This is a genomic window from Streptomyces sp. NPDC001156 (assembly GCF_053598275.1).
The window spans coordinates 1-23,850 of sequence record NZ_JBSFJX010000014.1 but is presented as its reverse complement, the minus strand read 5'-3'; the positions used below and the strand labels follow the sequence as shown (position 1 = coordinate 23,850).

Annotated in this window: 24 protein-coding genes, 5 tRNA genes and 1 pseudogene; 11 read left to right on the top strand and 19 right to left on the bottom strand. The window is 70.6% G+C overall.

The window, feature by feature from the left end; translation table 11 throughout:
- Positions 1-67 precede the first annotated feature (67 nt).
- A complete protein-coding gene (locus ACWDA7_RS10190) occupies positions 68-1,744 on the bottom strand; it encodes a DAK2 domain-containing protein (protein WP_450603684.1) in 1,677 nt (558 codons plus the stop codon).
- A 282-nt stretch (positions 1,745-2,026) separates the two neighbouring features.
- Between ACWDA7_RS10190 and rpmB the strand changes: the two genes are divergently transcribed.
- The gene (rpmB, locus tag ACWDA7_RS10185; protein WP_003993230.1) at positions 2,027-2,212 is read left to right on the top strand and encodes a 50S ribosomal protein L28; all 186 of its coding nucleotides are present in this window, start codon (positions 2,027-2,029) and stop codon (positions 2,210-2,212) included.
- A gap of 187 nt (positions 2,213-2,399) precedes the next feature.
- Here the strand turns inward: rpmB and ACWDA7_RS10180 are convergent, their stop codons facing one another.
- A complete protein-coding gene (locus ACWDA7_RS10180) occupies positions 2,400-3,365 on the bottom strand; it encodes a thiamine-phosphate kinase (protein ID WP_450603683.1) in 966 nt (321 codons plus the stop codon).
- A 206-nt stretch (positions 3,366-3,571) separates the two neighbouring features.
- On the opposite strand from ACWDA7_RS10180, the gene ACWDA7_RS10175 reads away from it, so the two are divergent.
- Complete coding sequence (locus ACWDA7_RS10175; protein ID WP_017947604.1) at positions 3,572-3,805, top strand: Lrp/AsnC family transcriptional regulator; 234 nt, start codon at positions 3,572-3,574, stop codon at positions 3,803-3,805.
- Between the two features lie 20 nt (positions 3,806-3,825).
- Complete coding sequence (locus tag ACWDA7_RS10170) at positions 3,826-4,308, top strand: DUF3515 domain-containing protein (RefSeq protein WP_450603682.1); 483 nt, start codon at positions 3,826-3,828, stop codon at positions 4,306-4,308.
- A gap of 19 nt (positions 4,309-4,327) precedes the next feature.
- Here the strand turns inward: ACWDA7_RS10170 and ACWDA7_RS10165 are convergent, their stop codons facing one another.
- The 3 genes from ACWDA7_RS10165 to ACWDA7_RS10155 are packed head-to-tail and all read right to left on the bottom strand — an operon-like array spanning position 4,328 to position 7,322.
- A complete protein-coding gene (locus ACWDA7_RS10165) occupies positions 4,328-5,485 on the bottom strand; it encodes a D-alanine--D-alanine ligase family protein (protein ID WP_450603681.1) in 1,158 nt (385 codons plus the stop codon).
- Between the two features lie 59 nt (positions 5,486-5,544).
- The gene (locus ACWDA7_RS10160; protein WP_450603680.1) at positions 5,545-6,555 is read right to left on the bottom strand and encodes an NAD(P)H-dependent glycerol-3-phosphate dehydrogenase; all 1,011 of its coding nucleotides are present in this window, start codon (positions 6,553-6,555) and stop codon (positions 5,545-5,547) included.
- Positions 6,552-7,322, bottom strand: coding sequence for a lysophospholipid acyltransferase family protein (locus ACWDA7_RS10155; RefSeq protein WP_450603679.1), 771 nt, complete (start codon positions 7,320-7,322; stop codon positions 6,552-6,554). The genes ACWDA7_RS10160 and ACWDA7_RS10155 overlap by 4 nt, the downstream gene beginning before the upstream one ends.
- A gap of 232 nt (positions 7,323-7,554) precedes the next feature.
- Here ACWDA7_RS10155 and cofC point away from each other — a divergent pair, with 232 nt between their 5' ends.
- Together cofC and ACWDA7_RS10145 are read left to right on the top strand one after the other, a co-directional pair.
- On the top strand, positions 7,555-8,202 hold the full coding sequence (cofC, locus tag ACWDA7_RS10150; protein ID WP_450603678.1) for a 2-phospho-L-lactate guanylyltransferase: 648 nt from the start codon (positions 7,555-7,557) through the stop codon (positions 8,200-8,202).
- A gap of 64 nt (positions 8,203-8,266) precedes the next feature.
- The gene (locus ACWDA7_RS10145) at positions 8,267-8,470 is read left to right on the top strand and encodes a hypothetical protein (protein WP_360998371.1); all 204 of its coding nucleotides are present in this window, start codon (positions 8,267-8,269) and stop codon (positions 8,468-8,470) included.
- Between the two features lie 76 nt (positions 8,471-8,546).
- Here the strand turns inward: ACWDA7_RS10145 and ACWDA7_RS10140 are convergent, their stop codons facing one another.
- From ACWDA7_RS10140 to leuC, 4 genes are all read right to left on the bottom strand, one after another.
- Complete coding sequence (locus ACWDA7_RS10140) at positions 8,547-9,182, bottom strand: HU family DNA-binding protein (protein WP_450603677.1); 636 nt, start codon at positions 9,180-9,182, stop codon at positions 8,547-8,549.
- A gap of 126 nt (positions 9,183-9,308) precedes the next feature.
- Positions 9,309-9,539, bottom strand: coding sequence for an SCO5555 family protein (locus ACWDA7_RS10135; protein WP_359397093.1), 231 nt, complete (start codon positions 9,537-9,539; stop codon positions 9,309-9,311).
- Positions 9,540-9,803: 264 nt separating this feature from the next.
- A complete protein-coding gene (gene leuD / locus ACWDA7_RS10130; protein WP_359397091.1) occupies positions 9,804-10,397 on the bottom strand; it encodes a 3-isopropylmalate dehydratase small subunit in 594 nt (197 codons plus the stop codon).
- Between the two features lie 5 nt (positions 10,398-10,402).
- Positions 10,403-11,827, bottom strand: coding sequence for a 3-isopropylmalate dehydratase large subunit (gene leuC, locus ACWDA7_RS10125; RefSeq protein ID WP_450603676.1), 1,425 nt, complete (start codon positions 11,825-11,827; stop codon positions 10,403-10,405).
- A gap of 188 nt (positions 11,828-12,015) precedes the next feature.
- Here leuC and ndgR point away from each other — a divergent pair, with 188 nt between their 5' ends.
- Positions 12,016-12,732: an IclR family transcriptional regulator NdgR gene (gene ndgR / locus ACWDA7_RS10120; protein WP_039656563.1), complete on the top strand. Its 717-nt coding sequence runs from the start codon at positions 12,016-12,018 to the stop codon at positions 12,730-12,732.
- 196 nt (positions 12,733-12,928) lie between these two features.
- Here ndgR and ACWDA7_RS10115 read toward each other — a convergent pair whose 3' ends face one another.
- Positions 12,929-13,462, bottom strand: coding sequence for a DUF4188 domain-containing protein (locus tag ACWDA7_RS10115; protein WP_450603675.1), 534 nt, complete (start codon positions 13,460-13,462; stop codon positions 12,929-12,931).
- Positions 13,463-13,551: 89 nt separating this feature from the next.
- Between ACWDA7_RS10115 and ACWDA7_RS10110 the strand changes: the two genes are divergently transcribed.
- On the top strand, positions 13,552-14,196 hold the full coding sequence (locus ACWDA7_RS10110) for a MerR family transcriptional regulator (RefSeq protein WP_450603674.1): 645 nt from the start codon (positions 13,552-13,554) through the stop codon (positions 14,194-14,196).
- A 71-nt stretch (positions 14,197-14,267) separates the two neighbouring features.
- Here the strand turns inward: ACWDA7_RS10110 and ACWDA7_RS10105 are convergent.
- From ACWDA7_RS10105 to ACWDA7_RS10065, 9 genes are all read right to left on the bottom strand, one after another.
- Positions 14,268-14,340, bottom strand: a tRNA-Glu gene (locus tag ACWDA7_RS10105).
- 28 nt (positions 14,341-14,368) lie between these two features.
- A tRNA-Gln gene (locus ACWDA7_RS10100) sits at positions 14,369-14,440 on the bottom strand.
- Between the two features lie 20 nt (positions 14,441-14,460).
- Positions 14,461-14,533: transfer RNA gene (locus ACWDA7_RS10095), tRNA-Glu, on the bottom strand.
- Positions 14,534-14,595: 62 nt separating this feature from the next.
- Positions 14,596-14,668, bottom strand: a tRNA-Glu gene (locus ACWDA7_RS10090).
- Between the two features lie 39 nt (positions 14,669-14,707).
- Positions 14,708-14,779 (bottom strand) — tRNA-Gln (locus ACWDA7_RS10085).
- A gap of 90 nt (positions 14,780-14,869) precedes the next feature.
- Complete coding sequence (locus ACWDA7_RS10080) at positions 14,870-15,625, bottom strand: HAD family hydrolase (RefSeq protein WP_450603672.1); 756 nt, start codon at positions 15,623-15,625, stop codon at positions 14,870-14,872.
- A 121-nt stretch (positions 15,626-15,746) separates the two neighbouring features.
- Entirely contained in the window at positions 15,747-17,222 is a 1,476-nt protein-coding gene (gene gltX / locus ACWDA7_RS10075) for a glutamate--tRNA ligase (protein WP_450603671.1), read from the bottom strand.
- The gene (locus ACWDA7_RS10070; protein WP_450603670.1) at positions 17,215-17,991 is read right to left on the bottom strand and encodes a fumarylacetoacetate hydrolase family protein; all 777 of its coding nucleotides are present in this window, start codon (positions 17,989-17,991) and stop codon (positions 17,215-17,217) included. The genes gltX and ACWDA7_RS10070 overlap by 8 nt, the downstream gene beginning before the upstream one ends.
- 299 nt (positions 17,992-18,290) lie before the next feature.
- Complete coding sequence (locus tag ACWDA7_RS10065) at positions 18,291-18,479, bottom strand: hypothetical protein (protein WP_432932954.1); 189 nt, start codon at positions 18,477-18,479, stop codon at positions 18,291-18,293.
- Positions 18,480-19,080: 601 nt separating this feature from the next.
- Here ACWDA7_RS10065 and ACWDA7_RS10060 point away from each other — a divergent pair.
- From ACWDA7_RS10060 to ACWDA7_RS10045, 4 genes and pseudogenes are all read left to right on the top strand, one after another.
- Positions 19,081-22,797, top strand: a complete 3,717-nt coding sequence (locus ACWDA7_RS10060) for a nitrate- and nitrite sensing domain-containing protein (protein ID WP_450603669.1) — start codon at positions 19,081-19,083, stop codon at positions 22,795-22,797.
- Positions 22,798-22,806: 9 nt separating this feature from the next.
- Positions 22,807-23,220, top strand: a complete 414-nt coding sequence (locus ACWDA7_RS10055) for a roadblock/LC7 domain-containing protein (protein WP_037764993.1) — start codon at positions 22,807-22,809, stop codon at positions 23,218-23,220.
- A 111-nt stretch (positions 23,221-23,331) separates the two neighbouring features.
- On the top strand, positions 23,332-23,730 hold the full coding sequence (locus ACWDA7_RS10050) for a DUF742 domain-containing protein (RefSeq protein WP_103838060.1): 399 nt from the start codon (positions 23,332-23,334) through the stop codon (positions 23,728-23,730).
- Positions 23,711-23,850, top strand: a pseudogene (locus ACWDA7_RS10045) (ATP-binding protein); the annotation flags it as partial. The gene ACWDA7_RS10050 and the pseudogene ACWDA7_RS10045, both read left to right, overlap by 20 nt.

The window sequence follows — 23,850 nt, the reverse complement described above, 5'->3', positions numbered from 1 at the left end:
CCCGCGACTTCGGCGGGCACCCGGCGGCTCACGCCTTCGTGTCCCTCACCACCGCACGCACGTCCCGTCACTCCACGCCGATCAGCAGCAGTGCCCCCTGGCGGCCGCCCCGGTAGACCACCGTGTCGACCGCGAGGTACGACTCCCGCACCCGCGACTCCAGACGCTCCGAGATCGACTCCGGGACCTCGTCGCCCAGAACCAGCGTGACCAGTTCCCCGCCCGCCGCGAGCATCCGGTCCAGGACCGACTCGGCCGTCGCCGTGACGTCCGAGCCGATGACCGCGACGTCTCCGTCGATCAGGCCGAGGACGTCGCCGGCCTGGCAGATCCCGGCCGTCGTCCAGGACTGCAGTTCCGCGACCACGACTTCGGCGTACCGTGTCGCCCCCGCCGCCGACGTCATCGCCACGACGTCCTCGTCGAACCGCCGTTCCGGTTCGTGCACGGCCAGCGCGGCGATGCCCTGGACCGCGGACCGGGTCGGGATCAGCGCCACACGTACGCCTTCGGTGCGCGCCTGCTCGGCCGCGGCGGCCGCGGTGTGGCGCAGGTCCGCGTCGTTCGGAAGAAGCACCACCTCGCGCGCGTGCGCCCGGCGCACCGCCTCCACCAGTTCACCGCTCGCGGGCGGTTCCCCGGCCCGGGCGAGCACGGTGGTCGCCCCGGCCTCCTGGTACAGCCCGGCCAGGCCCTCCCCCGGCACGACCGCCACCACCGCGCGCTGCACCCGCTCGCGCGGCGGCCGTCCGGCGCCCCCGGTGTGCACGTCGCCCTCGGCGAAGTGCGTGATCCGGATCCGGTACGGGCGCCCGGCCTCGACCCCCGCCTCCACGGCGGCTCCCGCGTCGTCGGCGTGCACATGGACGTTCCACAGCCCGTCCCCGCCGACCACGACGAGGGAGTTCCCGAGAGCGTCGAGCCGGCGCCTCAGCCGCGCCACGGCCGCGTCCTCGGCCTCCAGGAGATAGATCACCTCGTACGCGGGCCCGCCTCCGTCGGCCGGGACGTCCGGGCACTCCCCGGAAGCGAGGGGCGTGACGCCGTCCACGCGCGCATGGACGATCCGGCCGGTGCTGTCCGGCAGCCGCGGCGCCTCGCCGGTGAACGTCTCCACCAAGGCCGCGAGCACCGCCACCAGGCCCCGGCCGCCGGCGTCGACCACACCGGCGCGCTCCAGGACCGCCAGCTGCCCGGGCGTCGCCGCCAGCGCCGCCCGCGCGCCGTCGTACGCCGCCCGCGCGACGCCCGCGCAGTCGCCCTCGGTGCCGGTCACGGCGTCCGCGGCGGCCGAGGCGACGGTCAGGACGGTGCCCTCCACCGGGTGGGCGACGGCCTGACGGGCGGAGTCGGCCGCCCGGTGGAGCGCGAGCCGCAGTCCCTGCGCATCGGTGTGAGCAGTCTCACCGTCGGCCAGCACCTGGGCCATGCCCCGGAGCAGCTGGGCCAGGATCGTCCCGGAGTTGCCGCGGGCCCCGATGAGCGCTCCGTGCGCCATGGCCCGGACAGCGTTGGCGAGCGTCGGGCGCTGCGTGCCGCCCGCCTCGTATCCGGCGAAGACCGCCTCGACGGCGGCGGCGGCCGATTCCACGGTGAGATAGAGGTTCGTGCCGGTGTCCCCGTCGGCCACTGGATAGACGTTGATCGCGTCGATCTCCTCGCGCGTCCGCCCCAGCTCCTGGAGCGCGAGCCCGCACCAGGTGCGCACCGCGAGAGCATCCAATGGCTGCGGCACCTGCGCCACCTGCGCCTCCTTGAGCTGCTGGACGTGGGACGCAGCGTAGACCCAGAGTGGTCGGGGTCCGGAAGAGGGCTGGACGGATCCCGGGCGCCGGGCCCGTGGGCGAGCGCCTCCGGGCCACGGCAGCCGTGGTAGTTTCGTTCTACGGGAGCAGGCGTTGTATGCTGCTCCGGTTGCCCGATCCCGATCGGGCCTTCCCCCTGGCAGCGCCACTCAGATCCTATGATCTCGATCCCGGCATGCCGGGATCAACCGTAAGTGCATCTGAAGTCTTTGGAGTGACCCGTGGCTGCCAACTGCGACGTCTGCGGCAAGGGGCCGGGCTTCGGCAACAACATCTCGCACTCGCACCGCCGTACGTCCCGCCGCTGGAACCCGAACATCCAGCGTGTGCGTACCGTGGTGGGCGGGACGCCGAAGCGCGTGAACGCTTGCACCTCGTGCATCAAGGCCGGCAAGGTCTCGCGCTGACGCCAGTTAAGCGCGCGGCCACAGCTGGTTCGCTGCACAGAGCCGGTCCACGAATGTGGACCGGCTTTTTGCTGTGCCCGCACGCCCACGGGAGCGCCTGAGCGGCGAGGCGCGCCCGGGAACGATGCCGCGACGAGCGGACGGACGCCGAAGCGGCCGTCGTCGGCGCCTGCGTCCGCCCCTCGCCCTACGACTCGATGCCCCCGAAGTGGTCCCAGCCGCCCTTGCTGGTCCACGGAGCACCGTCGACCGTCACCTGGGGCAGCGCCGACGGGTTGAGGACCTCGCCGATCACCTTCCAGCGCGCCGGCAGCTTCACGTCCGACGGGAAGGTCGCGACGAGCGCGTGGTCCTCACCGCCCGTGAGCACCCACTGGATCGGGTCGACGCCCAGAGCCTGCCCGATGTCGTTCATCTGGGACGGGATGTCGATGGTCCCGGAGCGGATGTCGATCCGCACCTTGCTCGCCTCCGCGATGTGCCCGAGGTCGGCGATCAGCCCGTCGCTGACGTCGCACATCGCGGTCGCGCCGAGCCCGGCGGCGGCCGGGCCCGCGTGGTACGGCGGCTCGGGGCGCCGGTGCGCCTCGACGAACGCGCGCGGCGAGCGGAAGCCGCGGGAGAGCACCGCGTAGCCGGCCGCGGACCAGCCGAGCCAGCCGGTGACGGCGACGACGTCACCGGGCTGGGCGCCGCCCCGGGTGACCGGCTCATGGTTGCGCAGATCACCGAGCGCGGTGATCGAGATCATGATCGTGTCGCCGCGGACGACGTCACCGCCGACCACCGCCGCCCCCGCCACCTGGCACTCGTCGCGCAGGCCGTCCATCAGCTCGGTGGGCCAGGTGACGGGCAGTTCGGCGGGGACGACGAGGCCGAGCAGCAGCGCGGTCGGCACGGCACCCATCGCGGCGATGTCCGCGAGATTCTGCGCGGCCGCCTTGCGGCCGACGTCGTAGGCCGTCGACCAGTCGCGGCGGAAGTGCCGCCCCTCCAGGAGGATGTCGGTGCTCGCCACCACCCTGCGGTCGGGCGCGGAGACCACCGCTGCGTCGTCGCCGGGGCCGATCCGGACCGCCGGGGTGGTGGTGAGCCGGGAGGTGAGCTCCCTGATGAGCCCGAACTCGCCCAGCTCGCCCACGGTGCCCTTCATCGTCGTTCGTCCCCTTCTGTTCCCTGCTGCGCCCGGTCGCGAGCCCTCGTGGTCCTCGATACGGTCGAGTCGACCGTCAACTTGTGTCGCCGGAGTTCCCCGGCGCTCACGCCACAGCCTCCGCGGGTCTCCCCGCGGCGAGCGGCGACGCGATACCGTGGCGTCCCTTCTCCCCACATGATCCTCGTGGCCGCCCTGGAGGTTCCGTGGTACAGGCGTACATCCTGATCCAGACGGAGGTCGGCAAAGCGTCGACCGTCGCCGATACGATCAGCAAGATCCCTGGGGTCATCCAGGCCGAGGACGTGACGGGTCCCTACGACGTCATCGTGCGCGCCCAGGCGGACACCGTCGACGAACTCGGCCGGATGGTGGTCGCGAAGGTCCAACAAGTGGACGGCATCACCCGCACCCTGACCTGCCCGGTCGTGCACCTCTAGCCCCCGTCTACGCTTGGCCGGTGGATTTCTTCCGTCACCGGCGACTCGGTCTACCCGCCCTCGCCCTGCTGATCGCCACGACGGGCTGTTCCTCAAGCGACGACAGCCCCTCGGCCGCGGTTCCCAGCCCGGACGCGAAGGTCACGAAGCTGTGCCAGAACCTGGACCAGGCGCTGCCGCGGAAGGTGGACGGCCTCGAGCGGAACGATCCCGAGCCCCGGTCCGCGCTGACGGCGGGCTGGGGAAGCCCGGCGATCATACTGCGCTGCGGTGTCGAGAGGCCCGCCGAGATGAACGATCCGGAGGCGGACGGGCTGGAAGCGAACGGCGTCGGCTGGCTGCTGCACAAGCGCGACGACGGCTCGTTCCTCTTCACCACGACGCTGCGCCAGGCGTATGTCGAGGTGAACCTCCCCAAGGACCGGACCGGCGACGGCGTCGGGCCGCTCGCCGATCTGGCCCCGGCCGTCACAAAGGCGATCCCCAAGGGGATCGCCTCGTGAACTCGGTGCCGGACGCCCTCTAGCGCAGTCCGGTGGAACGGCGCAGGGCCGCCTGGATCAGACGGTCCACCAGCTCGCCGTAGCTGATCCCGCTCGCCTGCCACATCTGCGGGTACATGGAGATCGGGGTGAAGCCGGGCAGCGTGTTGATCTCGTTGATCACGAACTCCCCGTCCTCGGCGAGGAAGAAGTCCGCGCGCACCAGGCCCTCGCAGGAGGCGGCCTCGAACGCGTCCACCGCGAGCCGCTGGACCTCGGCGGTCTGCTCGTCGGTCAGCGGCGCGGGCACGATGCCGGGCGTCGAGTCGATGTACTTGGCCTCGAAGTCGTAATAGGCGTGCGCGTCCGGCGGCGGGATCTCGGCCGGCACCGAGGCGCGCGGGCCGTCCTCGAACTCCAGGACACCGCACTCGATCTCGCGGCCGCGCACCGCGGCCTCCACCAGGATCTTCGGGTCGTGCCGCTGGGCCTCGGCGATCGCCTCGTCAAGACCCGCGAGGTCCTCGACCTTGGTGATGCCGATCGACGAACCGGCGCGGGCGGGCTTCACGAACAGCGGCCAGCCGTGCTCGCCCGCGAAGTCGATGATCTTCTTGCGGGCGGCGGCCTCGTCGCGCTCCCACTCGCGCGGCCGGATCACCACGTAACGGCCGACCTTGAGCCCGAACGAGGTGAACACCCGCTTCATGTACTCCTTGTCCTGGCCGACGGCGGAGGCGAGCACGCCCGCGCCCACGTACGGGACACCGGAGAGCTCCAGCAGGCCCTGAAGGGTGCCGTCCTCGCCGTAGGGGCCGTGCAGCACCGGGAAGACCACGTCGACCTCGCCGAGCGCCTTGGGCACCGAACCGGGCTCGCTGTAGACGACTTCGCGGTTCGCGGGGTCGACGGGCAGCACGACGCCGCCCTCGTGGGACTCCGCGAGCTCCTCGACGCTCGGCGTACGGCGGTCGGTGATCGCCATCCGCTCGGGTTCGTCGGCGGTGAGCGCCCAACGGCCGTCCCGGGTGATACCGATCGGCAGCACGTCGTACTTCGTCCGGTCGATGGCGCGCAGCACGGCACCGGCGGTGACCACGGAGATCCCGTGTTCGGAGCTGCGGCCGCCGAAGACAACGGCAACGCGCGGTTTGCGGGACGGCTGCTCAGGGCTCTGGGGGAGGTTCTCGGTGCTCATATCGCGATGAGACTACCTGCCCGTAGGGCCCTGAGACAGCGTCTGCCCGGCGCGTTCGCTCAGCGTCGCTCGGGCTTCGCGCTGCGCGACATCAGCTCCTTGAGCGCCACCACCGGCGGCTTGCCCTCGTGGACGATGCCGACGACCGTCTCGGTGATCGGCATGTCGACGCCGTGCCGGCGGGCCAGATCCAGCACCGACTGACAGGACTTGACGCCCTCGGCGGTCTGGCTGGTGACCGCGATGGTCTCCTCGAGCGTCATGCCCTTGCCCAGGTTGGTGCCGAAGGTGTGGTTGCGGGACAGCGGCGAGGAGCAGGTGGCCACCAGGTCGCCCAGGCCGGCGAGCCCGGAGAAGGTCAGCGGGTCGGCGCCCATGACGAGTCCGAGCCGGGTGGTCTCGGCGAGCCCGCGCGTGATGAGCGAGCCCTTGGCGTTGTCGCCGAGCCCCATGCCGTCCGCGATGCCGACGGCCAGCCCGATGACGTTCTTGACCGCACCGCCGAGTTCGCAGCCGACGACGTCGGTGTTCGTGTACGGCCGGAAGTACGGGGTGTGGCAGACGGTCTGGAGCCGCTGCGCGACGGCCTCGTCGGAGCAGGCGACCACGGCGGCGGCCGGCATGCGGGCGGCGATCTCCCTGGCCAGGTTGGGGCCGGTGACGACCGCGACGCGTTCCGGTACGACCTTGGCGACGTCCTCGACGACCTCGCTCATCCGCATGGCGGAGCCGAGTTCGACGCCCTTCATCAGGGAGACGAGGACGGTGCCGCGCGCGAGCAGCGGCGACCATTCGGCGAGGTTTCCGCGCAGCGTCTGCGACGGGACCGCGAGTATCGTGAAATCGGCGTCGCGCGCGGCCTCGGCGGGGTCCGTGGTGGCCCGCAGGTTCTCGGGGAGTTCGACGCCCGGCAGGTAGTCCGGGTTCGTACGGGTGGAGTTGACCGCCTCGACCAGTTCGGCGCGGCGTGCCCACAGGGTGACGTCGCACCCCGCGTCGGCGAGCACCATGCCGAAGGCGGTTCCCCACGATCCCGTTCCGAACACGGCCGCCTTGACCGGCTTGCTCACTGGCCCTGCCCCTCCTTCTGCCGCGCCTTGTCCTGTTCGGCACTCCGACGGCGCTGCTCGATGCGCACGTCGCGCGGGTCGTACGGCTTCTCGGGCGCCTTCTCGCCGCGGATCTCCTCCAGATGGCGGGTGATGGCGGCCATGATGACCTCCGTCGCCTCCTTCAGCAGCTCGGGGGACATGTCCTTGTCGTAGAAGCGCGCGAGGTCCACGGGCGGACCGGCGAGGACGTGGTGGGTCTTGCGCGGCAGGACCTGGGGCTTCTTGGCGTATGGCGGCAGGAGCTCGTTCGCGCCCCACTGGGCGATGGGGATCACGGGGCACTTGGTCTGGAGCGCGACGCGGGCGGCACCGGTCTTGCCGGTCATCGGCCACTGGTCCGGATCGCGGGTGATGGTGCCCTCGGGGTAGAAGGCGACGCACTCGCCCCGCTCGACGGCGTCGATCGCGGCCCGGAAGGCGCTGAGGGCGTCCGTGCTCTCGCGGTAGACGGGGATCTGTCCGGTGCCGCGCATCACGGCGCCGACGAATCCCTTCTTGAAAAGACCGCTCTTCGCCAGGAAACGAGGAACGCGCCCGGTGTTGTACTGAAAGTGTCCGTAGGCGAACGGGTCCACATGTGAATTGTGGTTCACCACGGTGATAAAGCCACCGTCGGCCGGAATGTTCTCCATTCCGCGCCAGTCCCGCTTGAGCAGAACCAACAGCGGCGGTTTGCCGAGGACCGCTGCGAAGCGGTACCAGAAGCCGATTCTGCGGCGGGGCACGCGGACACCTTCCTCTAGGGACCGGGCGGAGGCCCGGGGCTGGGGCTGTGGGCCGCACAAGTGTCGCCCCAGGCCGCCCGTCTGTCGAGAACACGGTACGCCCGCCTGTCACCCACCACGGCGCATGGATGTGGATCGCACACCTTCCCGATGTGCCGCCGCCCGAATCGGCGTCGCCCGTCACCGGTCGGACGGGGTGAGAATGGACCGACAAAACAGGGACGGAGCGCTCGTGCAGTGGACTGTGGTCGTACCCCTGAAGGCCTTGGCGCGGGCCAAGAGCAGGCTCTCGGACACCGCCGGGGACGGACTTCGTCCGGGGCTCGCGCTCGCGTTCGCGCAGGACACGGTGGCCGCGGCGCTCTCCAGTGCCGCGGTGCTCGATGTGGCGGTCGTCACTGACGACCCGCTGGCCGGGCGGGAACTGGCCGCCCTCGGCGCCCGCATCGTCCGGGACGAGCCGGCGGGCGGTCTGAACCCCGCGCTCGCCCACGCGGCGGCCGTCGTACAGGAGCTGCGCCCCGGCGGCCCCGTGGCGGCCCTCAACGCCGATCTCCCCGCCCTGCGCACCGTGGAATTGACCCGGGTACTCGATGCCGCCGCCGAATTCCCCCGCGCATTTCTGCCCGACGCCGCCGGAATCGGTACGACGCTGTTGAGCGCGGCCCCGGGCCTGGAATTGCTGCCCGCATTCGGCACGGATTCCCGTGTACGGCACCGGGCCTCGGGCGCGGTGGAACTGGCGCTCGAGTCGGTGGATTCGGTGCGCCAGGACGTGGACACCGGCGACGATCTGCGCGCGGCGCTGGCGCTCGGCGTCGGACCGCGCACGGCAGCGGCGGCGGCACGGCTGCTGATCCCCGGGCAGCACGGCGCGTGATGCGGCAGGGCCCGCCGCAGACGCGCCCGGGGTGGGCCCGCGGGGCGGTCGATAGGCTGCGGTCATGCAGGCGACGGCGTACACCTACGACCCCGAGACGCACACCGGTCAGGTGCTGCTCGACGACGGCACTCCCGTCCCCTTCGACGCACGGGCCTTCGAGGCGGGCGGGCTCAGGCTGCTGCGCCCGGGACAGCGGGTGCGGATCGAGACCGAGGGCGAGGGCGAGGCCCGGCACGTCACGCTGGTGACCCTGTACACGTTCTGAGCACAGTCCTGGGCAGACCGCGGGCCGGGCTCCCCAGGGGAGTCCGGCCCGTCGCGTGAGTGTCCGTGCGGCCCGTTCAGCTGCGGGCCGTGGTCTTCTTGGCGGTGGTCTTGCGTCCCGTCGCCTTCTTGGCCGGGGCTTTCTTCGCCGGGGCCTTCTTCGCAGCAGCCTTCTTGGCAGTGGTCTTCTTCGCAGTGGTCTTCTTGGCGGCCGCGGTGGTCTTCTTCGCGGTCGTCTTCTTGGCAGCCGTCTTCTTCGCGGCGGCAGTCGTCTTCTTGGCAGGGGCCTTCTTGGCGACGGCCTTCTTCGTGGGCGCCGCCTTCTTGGCAGCGGTCTTCTTGGCAGCGGCCTTCTTGACCGTGGCGGCGGCACCGCCGGCCTGGAGGCTGCCCTTGGGCGCCTTCTTGACCGCGACCTCACCACCGCGCGGCAGCTTCTTCGTGCCGCTGACCAGGTCCTTGAAGCCCTGACCCGCGCGGAAGCGCGGCACAGAGGTCTTCCTGACCCGAACCCGCTCACCCGTCTGGGGATTGCGGGCGTAACGGGCCGGCCGCTCAACCTTCTCGAACGAACCGAAGCCGGTGACCGAGACCCGGTCGCCTCCGACAACCGCGCGGACGATGGCGTCCAGGACCGCGTCGACAGCGTCGGCGGCCTGCTGGCGGCCGCCCATCTTGTCGGCAATCGCTTCTACGAGCTGCGCCTTGTTCACGTCTTCCCCTTCGGAGACATCGCCAGAACGAAAGTGTTCAAGCTTTTTCGCACGTTAGGCAGATATATACCGCAAATCAAACACGAAACGGGCTAATCACCCTCGTGCCGCAACAGACTCGGCGTCTCAGAGTTCCTCTTCGGGGATTCGCTCCTCGTCGAGGTCGGTCATGAACCGCTCGAGACGCCTGGTCGCTTCGGCGGGATCGTGCTTGGCCGCGGCCGTAATGACCAGCAGCTTCCGGGTCAGCGCCATCCGTACGCCCTCCGGGACTTGCAGTGCGCGCACCCTGGCGTGCGCTTCCTTGAGTTGGGTCGCGACCGCCGTATAGAGCTCGAGTTGGCCGTCGTCGTCCATGCACAGATTGTGCCATCTGGGGCGAGTTGTCGCCCGCGCTGGGGGCAACTGTCGGCTCCGCCAGTCTTTTCGAGCGCCCCGGCGCGGCACGGCTCCGGGGTCCGCGCACCCCGGCAATCACCCTTGTAACCAGGGCAGTTGCTGCTGAGCGAGGCGGCGCGCCGGGCCTGTTCGGGGCAGACACGGCTGTACCCCCAACCGTCCACGATTGGGGGTACAGAGTGGCGTTGCGGTGGCCGAAACCAGCCCTTGCGGGGCCGGGCGTCAGGCCTGGAGCGTCCGCGGCTTGTACGAGGGGCGCCGGGCCTCGTAGGCGGCGATGCCGGCCTCGTCCTGCAGCGTGATGGAGATGTCGTCCAGGCCGTTCAGCAGCCGCCAGCGGGAGTTCTCGTCCAGCTCGAAGGGGGCGGTGATGCCCTCGGCCCGCACCTCACGCGCCTCAAGGTCCACGGTGACCTCAGCCGTCGGGTCCTTCTCCGTGAGCTCCCACAGGGCGTCCACGATCTTCTGCTCCAGGACCACCGTGAGCAGGCCGTTCTTGAGCGAGTTGCCACGGAAGATGTCGGCGTAGCGGGAGGAGATCACGGCCTTGAAGCCGTAGTTCTGCAGGGCCCAGACGGCGTGCTCGCGGGAGGAGCCGGTGCCGAAGTCGGGGCCCGCGACCAGCACCGTGGCGCCCTGGCGCTCCGGTCGGTTGAGCACGAACTCCGGGTCCTTGCGCCAGGCCTCGAACAGCCCGTCCTCGAACCCGTCCCGGGTCACCTTCTTGAGCCAGTGGGCGGGGATGATCTGGTCGGTGTCGACATTGCTGCGGCGCAGCGGGACGGCCCGGCCGGTGTGGGTGGTGAAGGCTTCCATGGTTCTCAGACTCCAGCGGGCACGGGGACGTCGGACAGGTCGGCCGGGGAGGCCAGGTGGCCGAGGACCGCCGTGGCGGCGGCGACCTGCGGCGATACCAGGTGGGTACGGCCGCCCTTGCCCTGCCTGCCCTCGAAGTTGCGGTTGGAGGTGGACGCGGAGCGCTCGCCCGGGGCCAGCTGGTCCGGGTTCATGCCGAGGCACATCGAACAGCCGGCGTGCCGCCATTCGGCGCCGGCCTCCTTGAAGACCACGTCCAGGCCCTCGGACACGGCCTGCAGACCCACCCGCGCGGAGCCCGGGACGACCAGCATCCGTACGCCGTCGGCGACTTTGCGGTCCTTGAGGATGGAGGCCGCGGCGCGCAGGTCCTCGATGCGGCCGTTGGTGCAGGAGCCTACGAAGACGGTGTCCACGTCGATGGAGCTCAGCGGCTGTCCGGCCGTCAACCCCATGTACTCCAGGGCCTTTTCCGCGGCCAGGCGCTCCGAAGCGTCCTCGTACGAAGCAGGGTCGGGGACGGACGCCGAAAGCGGCGCTCCCTGGCCCGGGTTGGTGCCCCAGGTGACGAACGGCGAGAGGGCCGCGGCGTCGATGCGGACCTCGGCGTCGAATTCCGCGTCGCCGTCGGACCGCAGGGTCTTCCAGTACTCCACCGCGGTGTCCCAGTCGGCGCCCTCGGGGGCGTGCGGACGGCCCTTGAGGTACGCGAAGGTCGTCTCGTCCGGAGCGATCATGCCCGCACGGGCGCCGGCCTCGATGGACATGTTGCAGATGGTCATCCGGGCCTCCATCGAGAGCTTCTCGATGGCGGAGCCGCGGTACTCCAGGATGTAACCCTGTCCGCCGCCGGTACCGATCTTCGCGATGATCGCCAGGATCAGGTCCTTGGCGGTGACCCCCTCGGGCAGCTCGCCGTCGACCGTGATGGCCATCGTCTTCGGACGGGCCATCGGCAGTGTCTGGGTCGCCAGCACGTGCTCGACCTGGGAGGTGCCGATACCGAACGCGAGCGCGCCGAAGGCACCGTGCGTGGAGGTGTGCGAGTCGCCGCAGACCACGGTCGTGCCCGGCTGGGTCAGGCCCAGCTGCGGGCCGACGACGTGTACGACGCCCTGCTCGACGTCTCCCAGGGGGTGCAGGCGCACACCGAACTCGGCGCAGTTCTTGCGCAGCGTCTCCAGCTGGGCGCGGGAGACCGGGTCCGCGATGGGCTTGTCGATGTCGAGGGTGGGGGTGTTGTGGTCCTCGGTCGCGATGGTGAGGTCGAGCCTGCGCACCTGGCGGCCGCTCTTGCGCAGGCCGTCGAAGGCCTGCGGGCTGGTCACCTCGTGCAGCAGGTGCAGATCGATGTAGAGGAGGTCGGGCTCGCCCTCGGCGCGCCGGACGACATGGTCGTCCCAGACCTTCTCCGCGAGTGTCCTACCCATCGCTTTCCCTTCGGCCGGCGTGGTGGGCCGACCCAACTAGAGATCTTGGGGTGGCAGCGCCCGAGCCTCTGGTTCGCGGGCGTGTGCCTCCGGGCCCGTCGGTCCGCAGGCCGCCGTGCCTTCCAGGGTGGCCCCTTCCACGGAAAATTGAACTTGCGTTTCACAGAGTGAGACGCGAGTATCGTTGCATGGACAACAGTAGCGGCGTCGGCGTTCTGGACAAGGCGGCCCTCGTCCTGAGCGCTCTGGAGTCCGGTCCGGCCACCCTCGCGGGCCTGGTCGGCGCCACCGGACTGGCACGACCCACGGCCCACCGCCTGGCCGTGGCGCTGGAGCACCACCGCATGGTGGCGCGTGACATGCAGGGCCGTTTCATTCTCGGCCCCCGGCTGGCCGAGCTGGCCGCGGCGGCGGGTGAGGACCGGCTGCTGGCGACGGCGGGGCCGGTGCTGACCCACCTGCGCGACATCACGGGCGAGAGCGCCCAGCTCTACCGCCGCCAGGGAGACATGCGTATCTGCGTCGCCGCCGCGGAACGTCTGTCCGGCCTTCGGGACACCGTCCCGGTCGGCTCCACCCTCACCATGAAGGCGGGTTCGTCCGCACAGATCCTGCTCGCCTGGGAGGAGCCGGAGCGCCTGCACCGGGGCCTGCAGGGCGCCCGCTTCACGGCGACGGCCCTGTCGGGCGTACGGCGCCGCGGCTGGGCCCAGTCCATCGGAGAGCGCGAGCCGGGCGTGGCGTCCGTGTCCGCTCCCGTACGCGGCCCCTCGAATCGCGTGGTGGCCGCCGTGTCCGTCTCCGGCCCCATCGAGCGCCTGACGCGCCACCCGGGCCGTATGCACGCCCAGGCCGTCATCGACGCGGCCGCCCGCCTCTCCGAGGCCCTGCGCCGCTCCGGCTGAGCGATCGCCACGTCACCGGCAGTGGGCCGGCCTCAACGCCGCGGCAGGCCCACTTCCAGGACGACGAGTCACACAAGGGGGCGCGGCTCGCGCGCACCACGGACGCGATCAACTGCGCACGTACACGCATGATCCACACCCGTCGCCCGGCAGGTCGGCCCGGCGAGAGAGATCAAGACCGGTCGCGGACCGGGCACTACGCCAAAGACGACGGTGCCCGGCCGGGCTTCGTCCCGGACCGGTACGCGAAGCGGTCCATCGCCCGGCGTTGCCGCCGTTCCAACGGCACCTGCCCGTGCGCCGCCGCGAGGCCGAACGCCGGCATGTCCGCGTAGATCGACTCGTACGAGCCCTCCGGCACCACATAGGTCTCGTGCCAGATCCCCACGTGCCCTTGGGCCTTCCCCGCCTTCTCCTTGCGGTTGATCATCGCCCACGCCCGGTGGTGGAACATGTCGGACGCCGAGGCGTACGCGTAGAGCTTCTTCTTGGACTCCCAGTACTGGACGACGTAGTAGGTCCGCGGGGATGCCGTCAGCAGGACATGGCCGAGCAGCCCCCGGGCGGGGTCCTTCCCCAGCTCGCGCAGCATGCGCGGCATCGCGAGGAACGCCGGCAGCCAGTGGTGCACCGCCCAGAAGTGGTTGATCCTCATGCCGATCAGCAGGACGACGACGTCCCCTTCGGCCGCCGCGGTGGTGCGGCCTGCGGCCATGGGCTTCCCGAACATGACGCCCTCCTCGGCCCAACATTGGCTAGCAGCACTATCCGAGCGCCTCGTGCTTGGATAGTGGCGCCACCCGAGGAGAGGCGCAAGGGATGCGGCTGTCGGAGTTGAGCGAGCGCAGCGGTGTGTCCACCGCGACGATCAAGTACTACCTGCGTGAAGGGCTGTTGGCACCGGGCCGCCAGGTCAACGCGACGACGGCCGAGTACGACGAGAGCCATTTGCGCCGGCTGCGACTGGTACGCGCACTGATCCAGGTGGGCCGGGTGCCGGTGGCGACCGCCAAGGAGGTCCTCTCGCACGTCGGCGACGAATCGCTCGGCCGTACGATCCGGCTGGGCGCGGCCCTGTGGGCACTGCCGCAGGGGCCGGAGCCGGACGAGGAGGACCCCGCGGTGGCGGCCGCCCGCCGGGAGGTGGACACGTTGCTGCGGGGGCTCGGCTGGGAGACAGCGCGCGAACTCGCGCCCCTGTCGCCCGTGCACCGCTCGCTGGTGGTGGCGGTGGCCACGCTGATGCGGCTCGGTTATCGCTGGGACGCCGAACTCATGGCACCATACGCGGAGTTGATGCGGCAGGTCGCACAGCGCGACCTCGACTTCATGGAGACGCACACCTCGGAAGAGGAGAAGGTCGAGACGGCGGTCGCCGCGGCCGTGCTCTTCGAGCCGGTGCTGCGTGCGCTGCACCGACTGGCGCAGGAGGAGGAGTCGGCGCGGCGCTACGGTCTGGAGTGAGGCGCCCGGCGTCCGAGAGGCACTCAGAAATGCCGCAGGGCCCCCACCGAAGTGAGGGCCCTGCGTCCACGTACCCCCGACCGGATTCGAACCGGCGCTACCGCCTTGAGAGGGCGGCGTGCTAGGCCGCTACACAACGGGGGCGAGGATCTTGCGTTTCCGCAGATCCGAGCTGGTCTACCTGGACTCGAACCAAGACTAACTGAACCAGAATCAGTCGTGCTGCCAATTACACCATAGACCAATGTGGTTTAGACCAGTTCGTACCCCCGACCGGATTCGAACCGGCGCTACCGCCTTGAGAGGGCGGCGTGCTAGGCCGCTACACAACGGGGGCCCTGGCGATCCTGCATCGAAACCAGCGGGAGCGACCCAGCTGTCCTCGACGGGAAGGATCTGTACCCCCGACCGGATTCGAACCGGCGCTACTGCCTTGAGAGGGCAGCGTGCTAGGCCGCTACACAACGGGGGCTCGCGGATGAGATCCGCGGGTGCAGATGAGCTCTGCGAGCTGGCCTACCTGGACTCGAACCAAGACTAACTGAACCAGAATCAGTCGTGCTGCCAATTACACCATAGGCCACTGGAACGCAAGCCCCAAAGGGGGTTTTGTTCTAGCTTGCGCCCTCGGTTCCGGCCTTTCGGCCCGCTCCCCGGCGGCGCAGGAAGAACATTACCCGAAGGTGGACGGCGCTCCAAAACGGGTATCCGCGCCGAGGACCGCGGGGAGTTCGGCGAGGGAGGCAATCCGGTGCGGACCGGCGGCTCCTTCCGCCTGCGGCGGGGTACGCCCGTCCGGGACGGCGCTCACCGCGCTGCGATCGATCCACACGGACATGAGCCCGGCCTCGGCCGCGCCGCGGCCGTCGATCTCCGGGTGGTCCCCGACGTACGCCACATGGTGCGGAGCGAGGCCCAGGGCGTCGCAGGCCGCGCGGAAGGCACGGGCGTCCGGTTTGGACACGCCCAGCTCGGCGGCACACAGAACGGACTCGAAGCGGTCGCGGACCCCGAGCGTGCGCAGCTTGCGCTCCTGCACGTGCAGGCTCGAGTTGGACAGCACCGCGTGCCGGTGACTCGCGGCGAGTGCGTCCAGGACGGGCAGGACGTCCGGAAAGAGAGCCCAGGCGGCCTCGTAGTGACCCAGATAGCGCGCGAACCAGGCGTCGGCCGCCGCGTCGGTCAGCTCCTCGCCCACGAAGACCCGGACCCGGTCCCTGCGCTGGTTCTCGAAGGAGGTCTCCCCCGCCGCGAACCGCGCCCACTGCTCGTCGGTGATCTTCCGCCACCGCACGAGCGCGTCCTCCACGGTCCCGAACCCGCCGAGCAGCCCCTCGGTGGCCAGGTGCCCCCGCATGCCGACACGATCGGCGGTCGTGTAGTCGAAGAGAGTGTCGTCGACGTCCCAGACGACGGCGCTGATGCTCATGCTCCGACGGTATCCCGGGGCCGGCGGCCCTGTCCGTCCCTTTCCACCGGCCCGGCGGACCACCGCGGAAACACAGCAGGGGCGGCACCCGTTCGGGTGCCGCCCCTCACGTACGGAAGGGTCAGGCGGCCAGCCTGGCCAGCGCCGCGTCGATGCGGCCCAGCGTCTTCTCCTTGCCCAGGACCTCCAGGGACTCGAAGAGCGGCAGGCCCACCGTGCGCCCGGTGACCGCGACGCGGACCGGGGCCTGTGCCTTGCCGAGCTTGAGGCCGTGGACCTCACCGGCGGCCAGGACGGCCTCCTTCAGCGACTCGGCGGAGGTCCAGTCGGCGCTCTCCAGCTTCTCGCGGGCTGTGCTCAGCAGGGCGTCGCTGCCCTCCTTCATCGCCTTCGCCCAGGACGTCTCGTCGGACACCGGCTGCGCCAGGAACAGGAAGTCGACGTTCTCCGTGATCTCGGACAGCGCCTTGAGCCGGGTCTGCGCGTGCGGGGCGATCGCGTGCCACTTCGCCTCGTCGAAGTCCTCCGGCGCCCAGGGCGCGAACGGGGCCTTCAGCCACGGCCGGCAGCGCTCCGTGAAGTCCTTCACATCCAGCAGGCGGATGTGGTCGGCGTTGATCGACTCGGCCTTCTTCAGGTCGAAGCGGGCCGGGTTGGGGTTCACGTCCGAGATGTCGAAGGCGGCGACCATCTCCTCGACCGAGAAGATGTCGCGGTCCGGCGCGAGCGACCAGCCCAGCAGAGAGAGGTAGTTGAGCAGGCCCTCCGGCAGGAAGCCGCGCTCGCGGTAGAGGTTCAGCGACGACTCCGGGTCGCGCTTGGAGAGCTTCTTGTTGCCCTCGCCCATCACATACGGAAGGTGACCGAAATCGGGCACGGCCTTCGCGACGCCCAGCTCGATCAGCGCCTTGTAGAGCGCGATCTGGCGGGGGGTGGAGGAGAGCAGGTCCTCGCCGCGCAGCACGTGGGTGATGTCCATCAGCGCGTCGTCGACCGGGTTCACGAGCGTATAGAGGGGCATCCCGTTCGCCCGCACGATGCCGTAGTCCGGCACGTTCTCCGGCGTGAACGTCAGCTCGCCGCGGACCAGGTCCCTGAAGGTGATCGTCTCGTCGGGCATCCGGAAGCGGACGATGGGGGTGCGGCCCTCGGCCTCGTACGCCGCCACCTGCTCGGCGGACAGGTCGCGGCAGTGCCCGTCGTACCCGGACGGCTTGCCGGCGGCGCGGGCGGCCTCGCGGCGGGCGTCCAGCTCCTCTGTCGTGCAGTAGCAGTGGTAGGCGTATCCGCCGTCCAGGAGCTTGCGCGCGACGTCCTTGTAGATGTCCATCCGCTCCGACTGGCGGTACGGCGCGTGGGGGCCGCCGATCTCCGGGCCCTCGTCCCAGTCGAAGCCCAGCCAGCGCAGCGAGTCCAGGAGCTGGACGTACGACTCCTCGGAGTCGCGGGCAGCGTCCGTGTCCTCGATGCGGAAGACGAACGTGCCGCCGGTGTGGCGGGCGAACGCCCAGTTGAACAGGGCGGTGCGGACCAGGCCCACATGGGGGTTGCCGGTCGGGGAGGGACAGAAACGTACGCGGACGTTCGCGTTAGCCACGCTTGATCACCTTGTTGGTGAGAGTGCCGATGCCTTCGATGGTGACGGCGACCTCGTCGCCGACACTGAGGGGGCCGACCCCCGCGGGGGTGCCCGTGAGGATCACGTCGCCGGGGAGCAGCGTCATGGCCTCGGTGATGTTCACGATCAGATCCTCGATCGAGTGGATCATCTCGCTGGTACGGCCGAGCTGGCGTTGCTGCCCGTTGACCGTGAGCTGGATGGTCAGATCGCTGGGATCGAGGTCGGTCTCCACCCAGGGGCCCAGCGGGCAGGAGGTGTCGAAGCCCTTGGCCCGCGCCCACTGCTTCTCGCGCCGCTGGACGTCGCGGGCGGTGACGTCGTTGGCGCAGGTGTAACCGAGGATCACGTCCTTGACGCGCTCACGGGGCACCTCGCGGCACAGACGGCCGATCACCACGGCCAGCTCGGCCTCGTGGTGCAGCTCCTGGGAGAAGGGCGGGTAGGCGATCTCGTCGCCGGGGCCGATCACGGAGGTGGACGGCTTGAAGAAGGCGAACGGAACGTCGGGGACCTCGTTCCCCAGTTCGCGCGCGTGCTCCGCGTAGTTGCGGCCGAAGGCCACGACCTTGTTGGGCAGCACCGGCGGCAGCAACCTGACCTTGCTCAGCGGCACCTTGGTGCCGGAGAGCTCGAAGTCCGCGAACGGGATGCCCTTGATGATGTCGAGGACGAGTTCGTCCGGCTTGTCGCCCTCGACCGCGCCGAAGGCGACATTCCCGTCGATGGAGAATCTGGCGATGCGCACGGGATCCTTGCGCCCCTAACTGAGCCGGCTGGAGTCTGACGCTCCAGGCTAACGCGGCAAGGGGCGGGGACCTCGCGCATTACGGCGGACCGCCGGGCCCCGCCGGCCGCTCGCCCGCGGACGCCGGAGTCGCGCGATCGGTCGCCCACCGGTCGCAGGAGCCGCCGTGCGATCGGTCACCCCGCCGTCGCCCGGGCCGCGTGATCGCTCGCGTCGCGGTGCGCATGAGCGCCGCGGCGTGGCCGCCACGCTCTCCTCCTGCGGAATCGCGGTTGAGCGGGCGGCGCCTGCGGCGCGTACTACTCGGCGGCGGAGGCCTGGACCGGGACCTCCATGAGAACGGTGCGCCTGGGGTTGGCGGTCTGAGCGGGAAGGTCGACGGACCGTTCCGGCGTCGCCGGTGCCTGCAGCTCTTCGGCGTCGGCGAGGTGCGCCAGCGTCGTGCGCCGCGGGTTGGCTATCGTGCGGAACATCATCGTGGTCTTCACTGTTGTCGTTGACCTTGTCCTTGCGGGCGCCCGGCAGGCCTCTGAGGCCTTCCACGGGGCGCGGGTTGTCGGATTCGCCGTCCCTGTAAAGCGTCAGGCTAAACATGCAATTCCCACCGGAAGCCGGAAGAGGGCATGAGCTAGGTGTGAGTTTGCTCACTACGTGACGAACAAAAGGGGCAATGTGGGCCGCGACTCCACCCTCTCGAAACGGACATTGGCCTATTGAAGCCCGCATTCCGCTCCTGATCATGGCGACTGGGACACCGGGCATGGACCAGCGGTTCGCCGCCTTAAGTCCCTTATGAGGGAGACGGCTTTCTACAGCTCGTGACAGCGCACTCACAAGCTGTCACGGCGGTCACGGGCTGGACCATTGGCCTTGTTGGAGATCCGCCACTGTGCTGGAATTCCACGGACCGCCGCGGGATCGCACCGGCGCTCAGGGGGCGCAACGCAGCGCCGAGCAGCGGCGGGCAGGGGGAGCCAGCGCCGGTCACTCACGACCACCAGGGGGGCGTATTCAGGACGCCCCCTCACGACGCCGACACCGCCCCGTCGCTTGCGCGGAGGGGCGCCTGGTCCAGAGGTTGCGACGCTAGTGCAGGGACGTTTCAAGAGGGATGGCAGCGCTTCGGCGGAGCCGGAGCCGCACGGCGGGACCGACCGTGGTTCCTCGCCCCAGCACGCCCAGAACCCGGGACCGGCACCGTCCGGCGGCGGCTCCGAGCGGCCTGGGCGCACCGGCGTGACTGCGGCCCCCATACCGCCCGCCCCACCCAAGATCACCAACTCGACCGACCCCGGCCCGCGCGTAGCCCTGCGCAACTGGCGCATCTCCACGCGTCTGGTCTCGCTGCTCGCGCTCCCCGTGGTCGCCGCCACGTCGCTCGGTGCCCTGCGCATCAACGACAACCTGGACCAGATCCAGCAGCTGGACAACATGAAGCTGCTGACGGACATGACCAAGCAGGCGACACAGCTGGCCGCCGCCCTCCAGGAGGAGCGCGACCAGTCCGCCGGCCCCCTCGCCCACGGCGCGTCGGCGAACGACGACTTCGAGGTCAAGGGCGCCCGCGACAAGACGAACCGCGCTCGCGCCTCCTTCCTGGAGGGCACCCAGGAGATCAGCGACGCCTCCGACAGCGGCAAGCTCTCCGGCGTCCGCGAGAGCGTCGTCGGCATCGCGAGTCAGCTCAACAACCTCAGCTCCATCCGGGCCACCGCCTACAAGGACCCGAAGAACTCCACGCAGACGGTCGAGGCATACCACCGCCTGATCACCCAGCTGCTCAGCCTGTCCCAGGACATGGCGGAGGCGACCAGCAACCCGGAGATGATCCAGCGCACCCGCGCCTTGGCGGCCTTCTCGACCGCCAAGGAGTACGCCTCGGAACAGCGCGCGGTCATCGCCGCGGCCCTGCCGGTGACTAACACCACGTTCGGCAACATCTCCGAGAACGACCGCCAGTACGCCAAATCGGCCCTGGAGAGCGAGAAATCCGAGCTGGACAGCTTCCACAGCGTCTACGGCGACGGCGCCGAGGAGCTCACGAAGCCGATCGACCAGGGCAGCCCGACGATCGAGTCGGCCGACACCTACGCCACCCGCGTCCTGCAGAACGCCTCCGGCATCAGCAACCAGGACAAGCGCTCGTACAAGGACTGGATCGACGACGACACGGCCAAGATCGAGCAGATGAAGAAGATCGAGGGCACGCTCCTCGAGGAGATGGAGCAGAAGGCCCGCGAGCTGCGCAGCGCCTCCGAGCGCGAGGCGCTGATCTCCGGTGCGCTGATCCTCCTCGTCCTCGGTGTCTCCCTCGTCGGCGCCTTCGTCGTGGCCCGGTCCATGATCCGCTCGCTGCGCCGTCTGCAGGACACCGCGACCAAGGTCGCCCAGGACCGACTGCCCGAGCTGGTCAAGCAGCTGTCCGAGTCCGACCCGCAGGACGTCGACACCTCCGTCGAGTCGGTCGGTGTGCACTCCCGGGACGAGATCGGCCAGGTGGCCGCGGCCTTCGACGACGTGCACCGCGAGGCGGTCCGCCTCGCCGCCGAGCAGGCCCTGCTGCGGGGCAACGTCAACGCGATGTTCACCAACCTCTCACGCCGCTCCCAGGGTCTGATCCAGCGCCAGCTGTCGCTGATCTCCGAACTGGAGTCCCGCGAGGCCGACCCGGACCAGCTGTCCTCGCTCTTCAAGCTCGACCACCTCGCGACGCGTATGCGCCGTAACGGTGAGAACCTCCTCGTCCTCGCCGGTGAAGAGCCCGGCCGGCGCTGGACCCGCCCGGTCCCGCTGGTCGACGTGCTCCGCGCCGCCGCGTCCGAGGTGGAGCAGTACGAGCGCATCGAGCTGGCCGCGGTCCCGGCCACCGAGGTCGCCGGCCGGGTCGTCAACGACCTCGTGCACCTGCTCGCCGAGCTGCTCGAGAACGCGACCTCGTTCTCCTCGCCGCAGACCAAGGTCAAGGTCACCGGTCACGCCCTGCCCGACGGCCGGGTGCTGATCGAGATCCACGACACGGGTATCGGCCTGTCCCCCGAGGACCTCGCCCAGATCAACGAGCGACTCGCCTCGCCGCCCACCGTGGACGTGTCGGTGTCCCGGCGCATGGGTCTGTTCGTGGTCGGTCGTCTGTCGCAGCGCCACGGCATCCGCATCCAGCTGCGCCCGTCCGACTCCGGCGGTACGACCGCACTGGTCATGCTCCCGGTCGACGTCGCCCAGGGCGGCAAGAAGCCGGCCGGCAAGCCGGGCCAGGGCGCCCCACAGAGCGGCGGCCCGGCCGCCGCGCAGGCCGCCGCCGGTGTGGCCGCGGCCCGTCGGCAGGCCCAGCAGAGCGGCTCCTCGTTCGGTGCCGGCGGCGCCGGTCTCGGTGCCGCCCCGCAGCGCGGTCAGGTGGGCGCCGGGCAGGGCCCGCGCGCCGCACTGCCCGGCAGCGCCCCGGGCGGACGTCCCGGCGGCCCGCAGGCCCCCGCCTCCCCGCAGCAGGGCCGGCCCGCCCCGGCGGGCGCGGGTACCGGTGCCTTCGGTCAGGGCCAGGGCGGTCCCCAGGCGGCCCAGGGCGCGCAGGAGACGAGCTCCCGCCAGGGCGGCTTCGGCGACGGCGCCCCGACTGCCGAGCCTCAGCAGCCCCAGCAGAAACAGAAGCAGCACAAGCAGCCCAAGGAACGCGGCTCGCGCCGCCGTCCGCAGCTGCCCGGCCGCGGCGGTCCGCGTGCCGAGCTGCCCGGTGGCAACCAGCAGCGCACCCCGAGCTGGAGCGACGAGAACGCCCAGCCGCCGGTGCCGCGGGCCTCGCTGGACACCCCGCGCGGTCACGAGGAGCCGGACGCCCTGTCCTCCACCTCGCCCATGCCCCGCATCGACGACCGCCAGGGCCCCGCTTCCACCTCCGAGTTCCCGCGGCCGGACTTCAACGCCCCGCGTCCCGGGGCGGGTGCGCCGAACAACGGCGGGCAGTACGTCCGCCCGGACGTCTACGGCACCCGCGACCAGGGCAGCCCCACGGGCCAGTACCAGGCGCCCGGCCGGGCCCAGGGTCCCTCCTCCACGGGCCAGTTCGCCAATCAGGGCTACGACGGCTCCAACACGGGTCAGTTCGCCGCTCCGGGCTACGACGGCTCCAACACGGGCCAGTTCAGCGCCCCGGGCTACGACACCTCCAGCACGGGCCAGTTCGCCGCCCCGGGCCACGGGAATCCGCAGGACCCGTCCTCCACCGGCCAGTTCAAGCGGCCACAGGCCGGCGCCAACGGCTACGGGGCCTCCCGGCCGCCGGCCCCGCAGCGTCCCCAGCAGCCGCAGCAGCCGCAGCAGCCGCCGCGCCGTCAGGCGCCGGAGGCGCTGCCGCCGGCGCCGGGCCCCGGCGACGGGCGTACGCCGCTGTACGACACGCTCGAGACCAACTGGTTCCGCGGCGGACAGGGACAGCAGCCGCAGAGCAACGGCTACGCGCCGCGGGCTCCGCAGCAGCCTCCCGCCGCCCCGCCTCAGCGTCCGGCCGCCACCGCGGCCTGGCGCACCTCGCCCAACGACGAGCTCGTCCGCCAGGCCGAGCGAGTACGCCAGCCCGCCGCGGGCGGCGTGACCACCTCCGGCCTGCCGCGCCGGGTCCCGCGCGCGAACCTCGTGCCGGGCACAGCCCAACAGCAACAGCACCACACCGGTCCGCAGGTCTCGCGTGCGCCCGATGACGTACGCGGCCGGCTGACCAATCTCCGACGGGGCATCGCTCAGGGTCGCCAGGCCGGCACCGGTCCCCACCAGACCGGCAGCTACCCGAGCCCCACTCACCAGCAGGAGCGTTAGTTGAGCCCGATGAGCCAGGCGGCACAGAACCTCAACTGGTTGATCACCAACTTCGTGGACAACACCCCCGGGGTGTCCCACACCGTCGTCGTGTCCGCCGACGGACTCCTTCTGGCGCTGTCGGAAGGCTTCCCGCGCGATCGCGCGGACCAGCTCGCGGCCGTGGCCTCCGGGCTCACCTCGCTGACCGCCGGCGCCTCTCGCATCTTCGAGGGCGGCACCGTGGCGCAGACGGTCGTCGAGATGGAACGCGGCTTTCTCTTCCTCATGTCCATCTCGGACGGTTCGTCGCTCGCCGTACTCTCACACCCCGAGTGCGACATCGGCCTCGTCGGCTACGAGATGGCACTCCTGGTCGACCGCGCGGGTGCGGTGCTCACCCCGGACCTTCGCGCCGAACTCCAGGGCAGTCTGCTTCACTGATCGGCCCCGGCACCACCTGTCTCACCAATTCACCGTCCGGCCGCCACAATCCCCCCACCGGCCCCGTCAGACGGCACGACTGACCGACTTGCTGTCCCGCCCGGAGGATTCATGACCCCGCCCACCGCCTCTCACGATCCGTACGCAGAGCCGTACGGGGACGAGGGCGACCAGCCGCTGGTCCGTCCGTACGCGATGACTGGCGGCCGGACCCGGCCGCGCTATCAGCTCGCCATCGAGGCACTGATCAGTACTACGGCCGACCCGGCGCAGCTGATGGGGCTGCTGCCGGAGCACCAGCGGATCTGCCACCTGTGCCGTGAGGTCAAGTCGGTGGCCGAGGTGTCGGCGCTGCTGGCCATGCCGCTCGGTGTGGCACGGATCCTCGTCGCGGACCTCGCGGAGGCCGGCCTCGTCGCCATCCACCAACCGGGTGGCGACGAGAACAACGGCGGCGCGCCGGACGTGACACTGCTCGAAAGGGTGCTCAGTGGACTTCGCAAGCTCTGACGGTGGTCGGGCGACCACCTCCGCCAAGATCGTGGTGGCGGGCGGCTTCGGCGTGGGCAAGACCACGTTCGTCGGCGCCGTCTCGGAGATCAACCCGCTGCGCACCGAGGCCGTCATGAC

What these genes read in the sequence shown, in the direction of transcription:
- ACWDA7_RS10180 (WP_450603683.1), bottom strand. Translation starts at nt 3,365, where the DNA reads ATGAAGGGCACCGTGGGCGAGCTGGGCGAGTTCGGGCTCATCAGGGAG.
- ACWDA7_RS10165 (WP_450603681.1), bottom strand. Translation starts at nt 5,485, where the DNA reads ATGAGCACCGAGAACCTCCCCCAGAGCCCTGAGCAGCCGTCCCGCAAA.
- ACWDA7_RS10145 (WP_360998371.1), top strand. Translation starts at nt 8,267, where the DNA reads ATGCAGGCGACGGCGTACACCTACGACCCCGAGACGCACACCGGTCAG.
- ACWDA7_RS10135 (WP_359397093.1), bottom strand. Translation starts at nt 9,539, where the DNA reads ATGGACGACGACGGCCAACTCGAGCTCTATACGGCGGTCGCGACCCAA.
- leuD (WP_359397091.1), bottom strand. Translation starts at nt 10,397, where the DNA reads ATGGAAGCCTTCACCACCCACACCGGCCGGGCCGTCCCGCTGCGCCGC.
- leuC (WP_450603676.1), bottom strand. Translation starts at nt 11,827, where the DNA reads ATGGGTAGGACACTCGCGGAGAAGGTCTGGGACGACCATGTCGTCCGG.
- ndgR (WP_039656563.1), top strand. Translation starts at nt 12,016, where the DNA reads ATGGACAACAGTAGCGGCGTCGGCGTTCTGGACAAGGCGGCCCTCGTC.
- ACWDA7_RS10115 (WP_450603675.1), bottom strand. Translation starts at nt 13,462, where the DNA reads ATGTTCGGGAAGCCCATGGCCGCAGGCCGCACCACCGCGGCGGCCGAA.
- ACWDA7_RS10110 (WP_450603674.1), top strand. Translation starts at nt 13,552, where the DNA reads ATGCGGCTGTCGGAGTTGAGCGAGCGCAGCGGTGTGTCCACCGCGACG.
- ACWDA7_RS10080 (WP_450603672.1), bottom strand. Translation starts at nt 15,625, where the DNA reads ATGAGCATCAGCGCCGTCGTCTGGGACGTCGACGACACTCTCTTCGAC.
- ACWDA7_RS10055 (WP_037764993.1), top strand. Translation starts at nt 22,807, where the DNA reads ATGAGCCAGGCGGCACAGAACCTCAACTGGTTGATCACCAACTTCGTG.
- ACWDA7_RS10050 (WP_103838060.1), top strand. Translation starts at nt 23,332, where the DNA reads ATGACCCCGCCCACCGCCTCTCACGATCCGTACGCAGAGCCGTACGGG.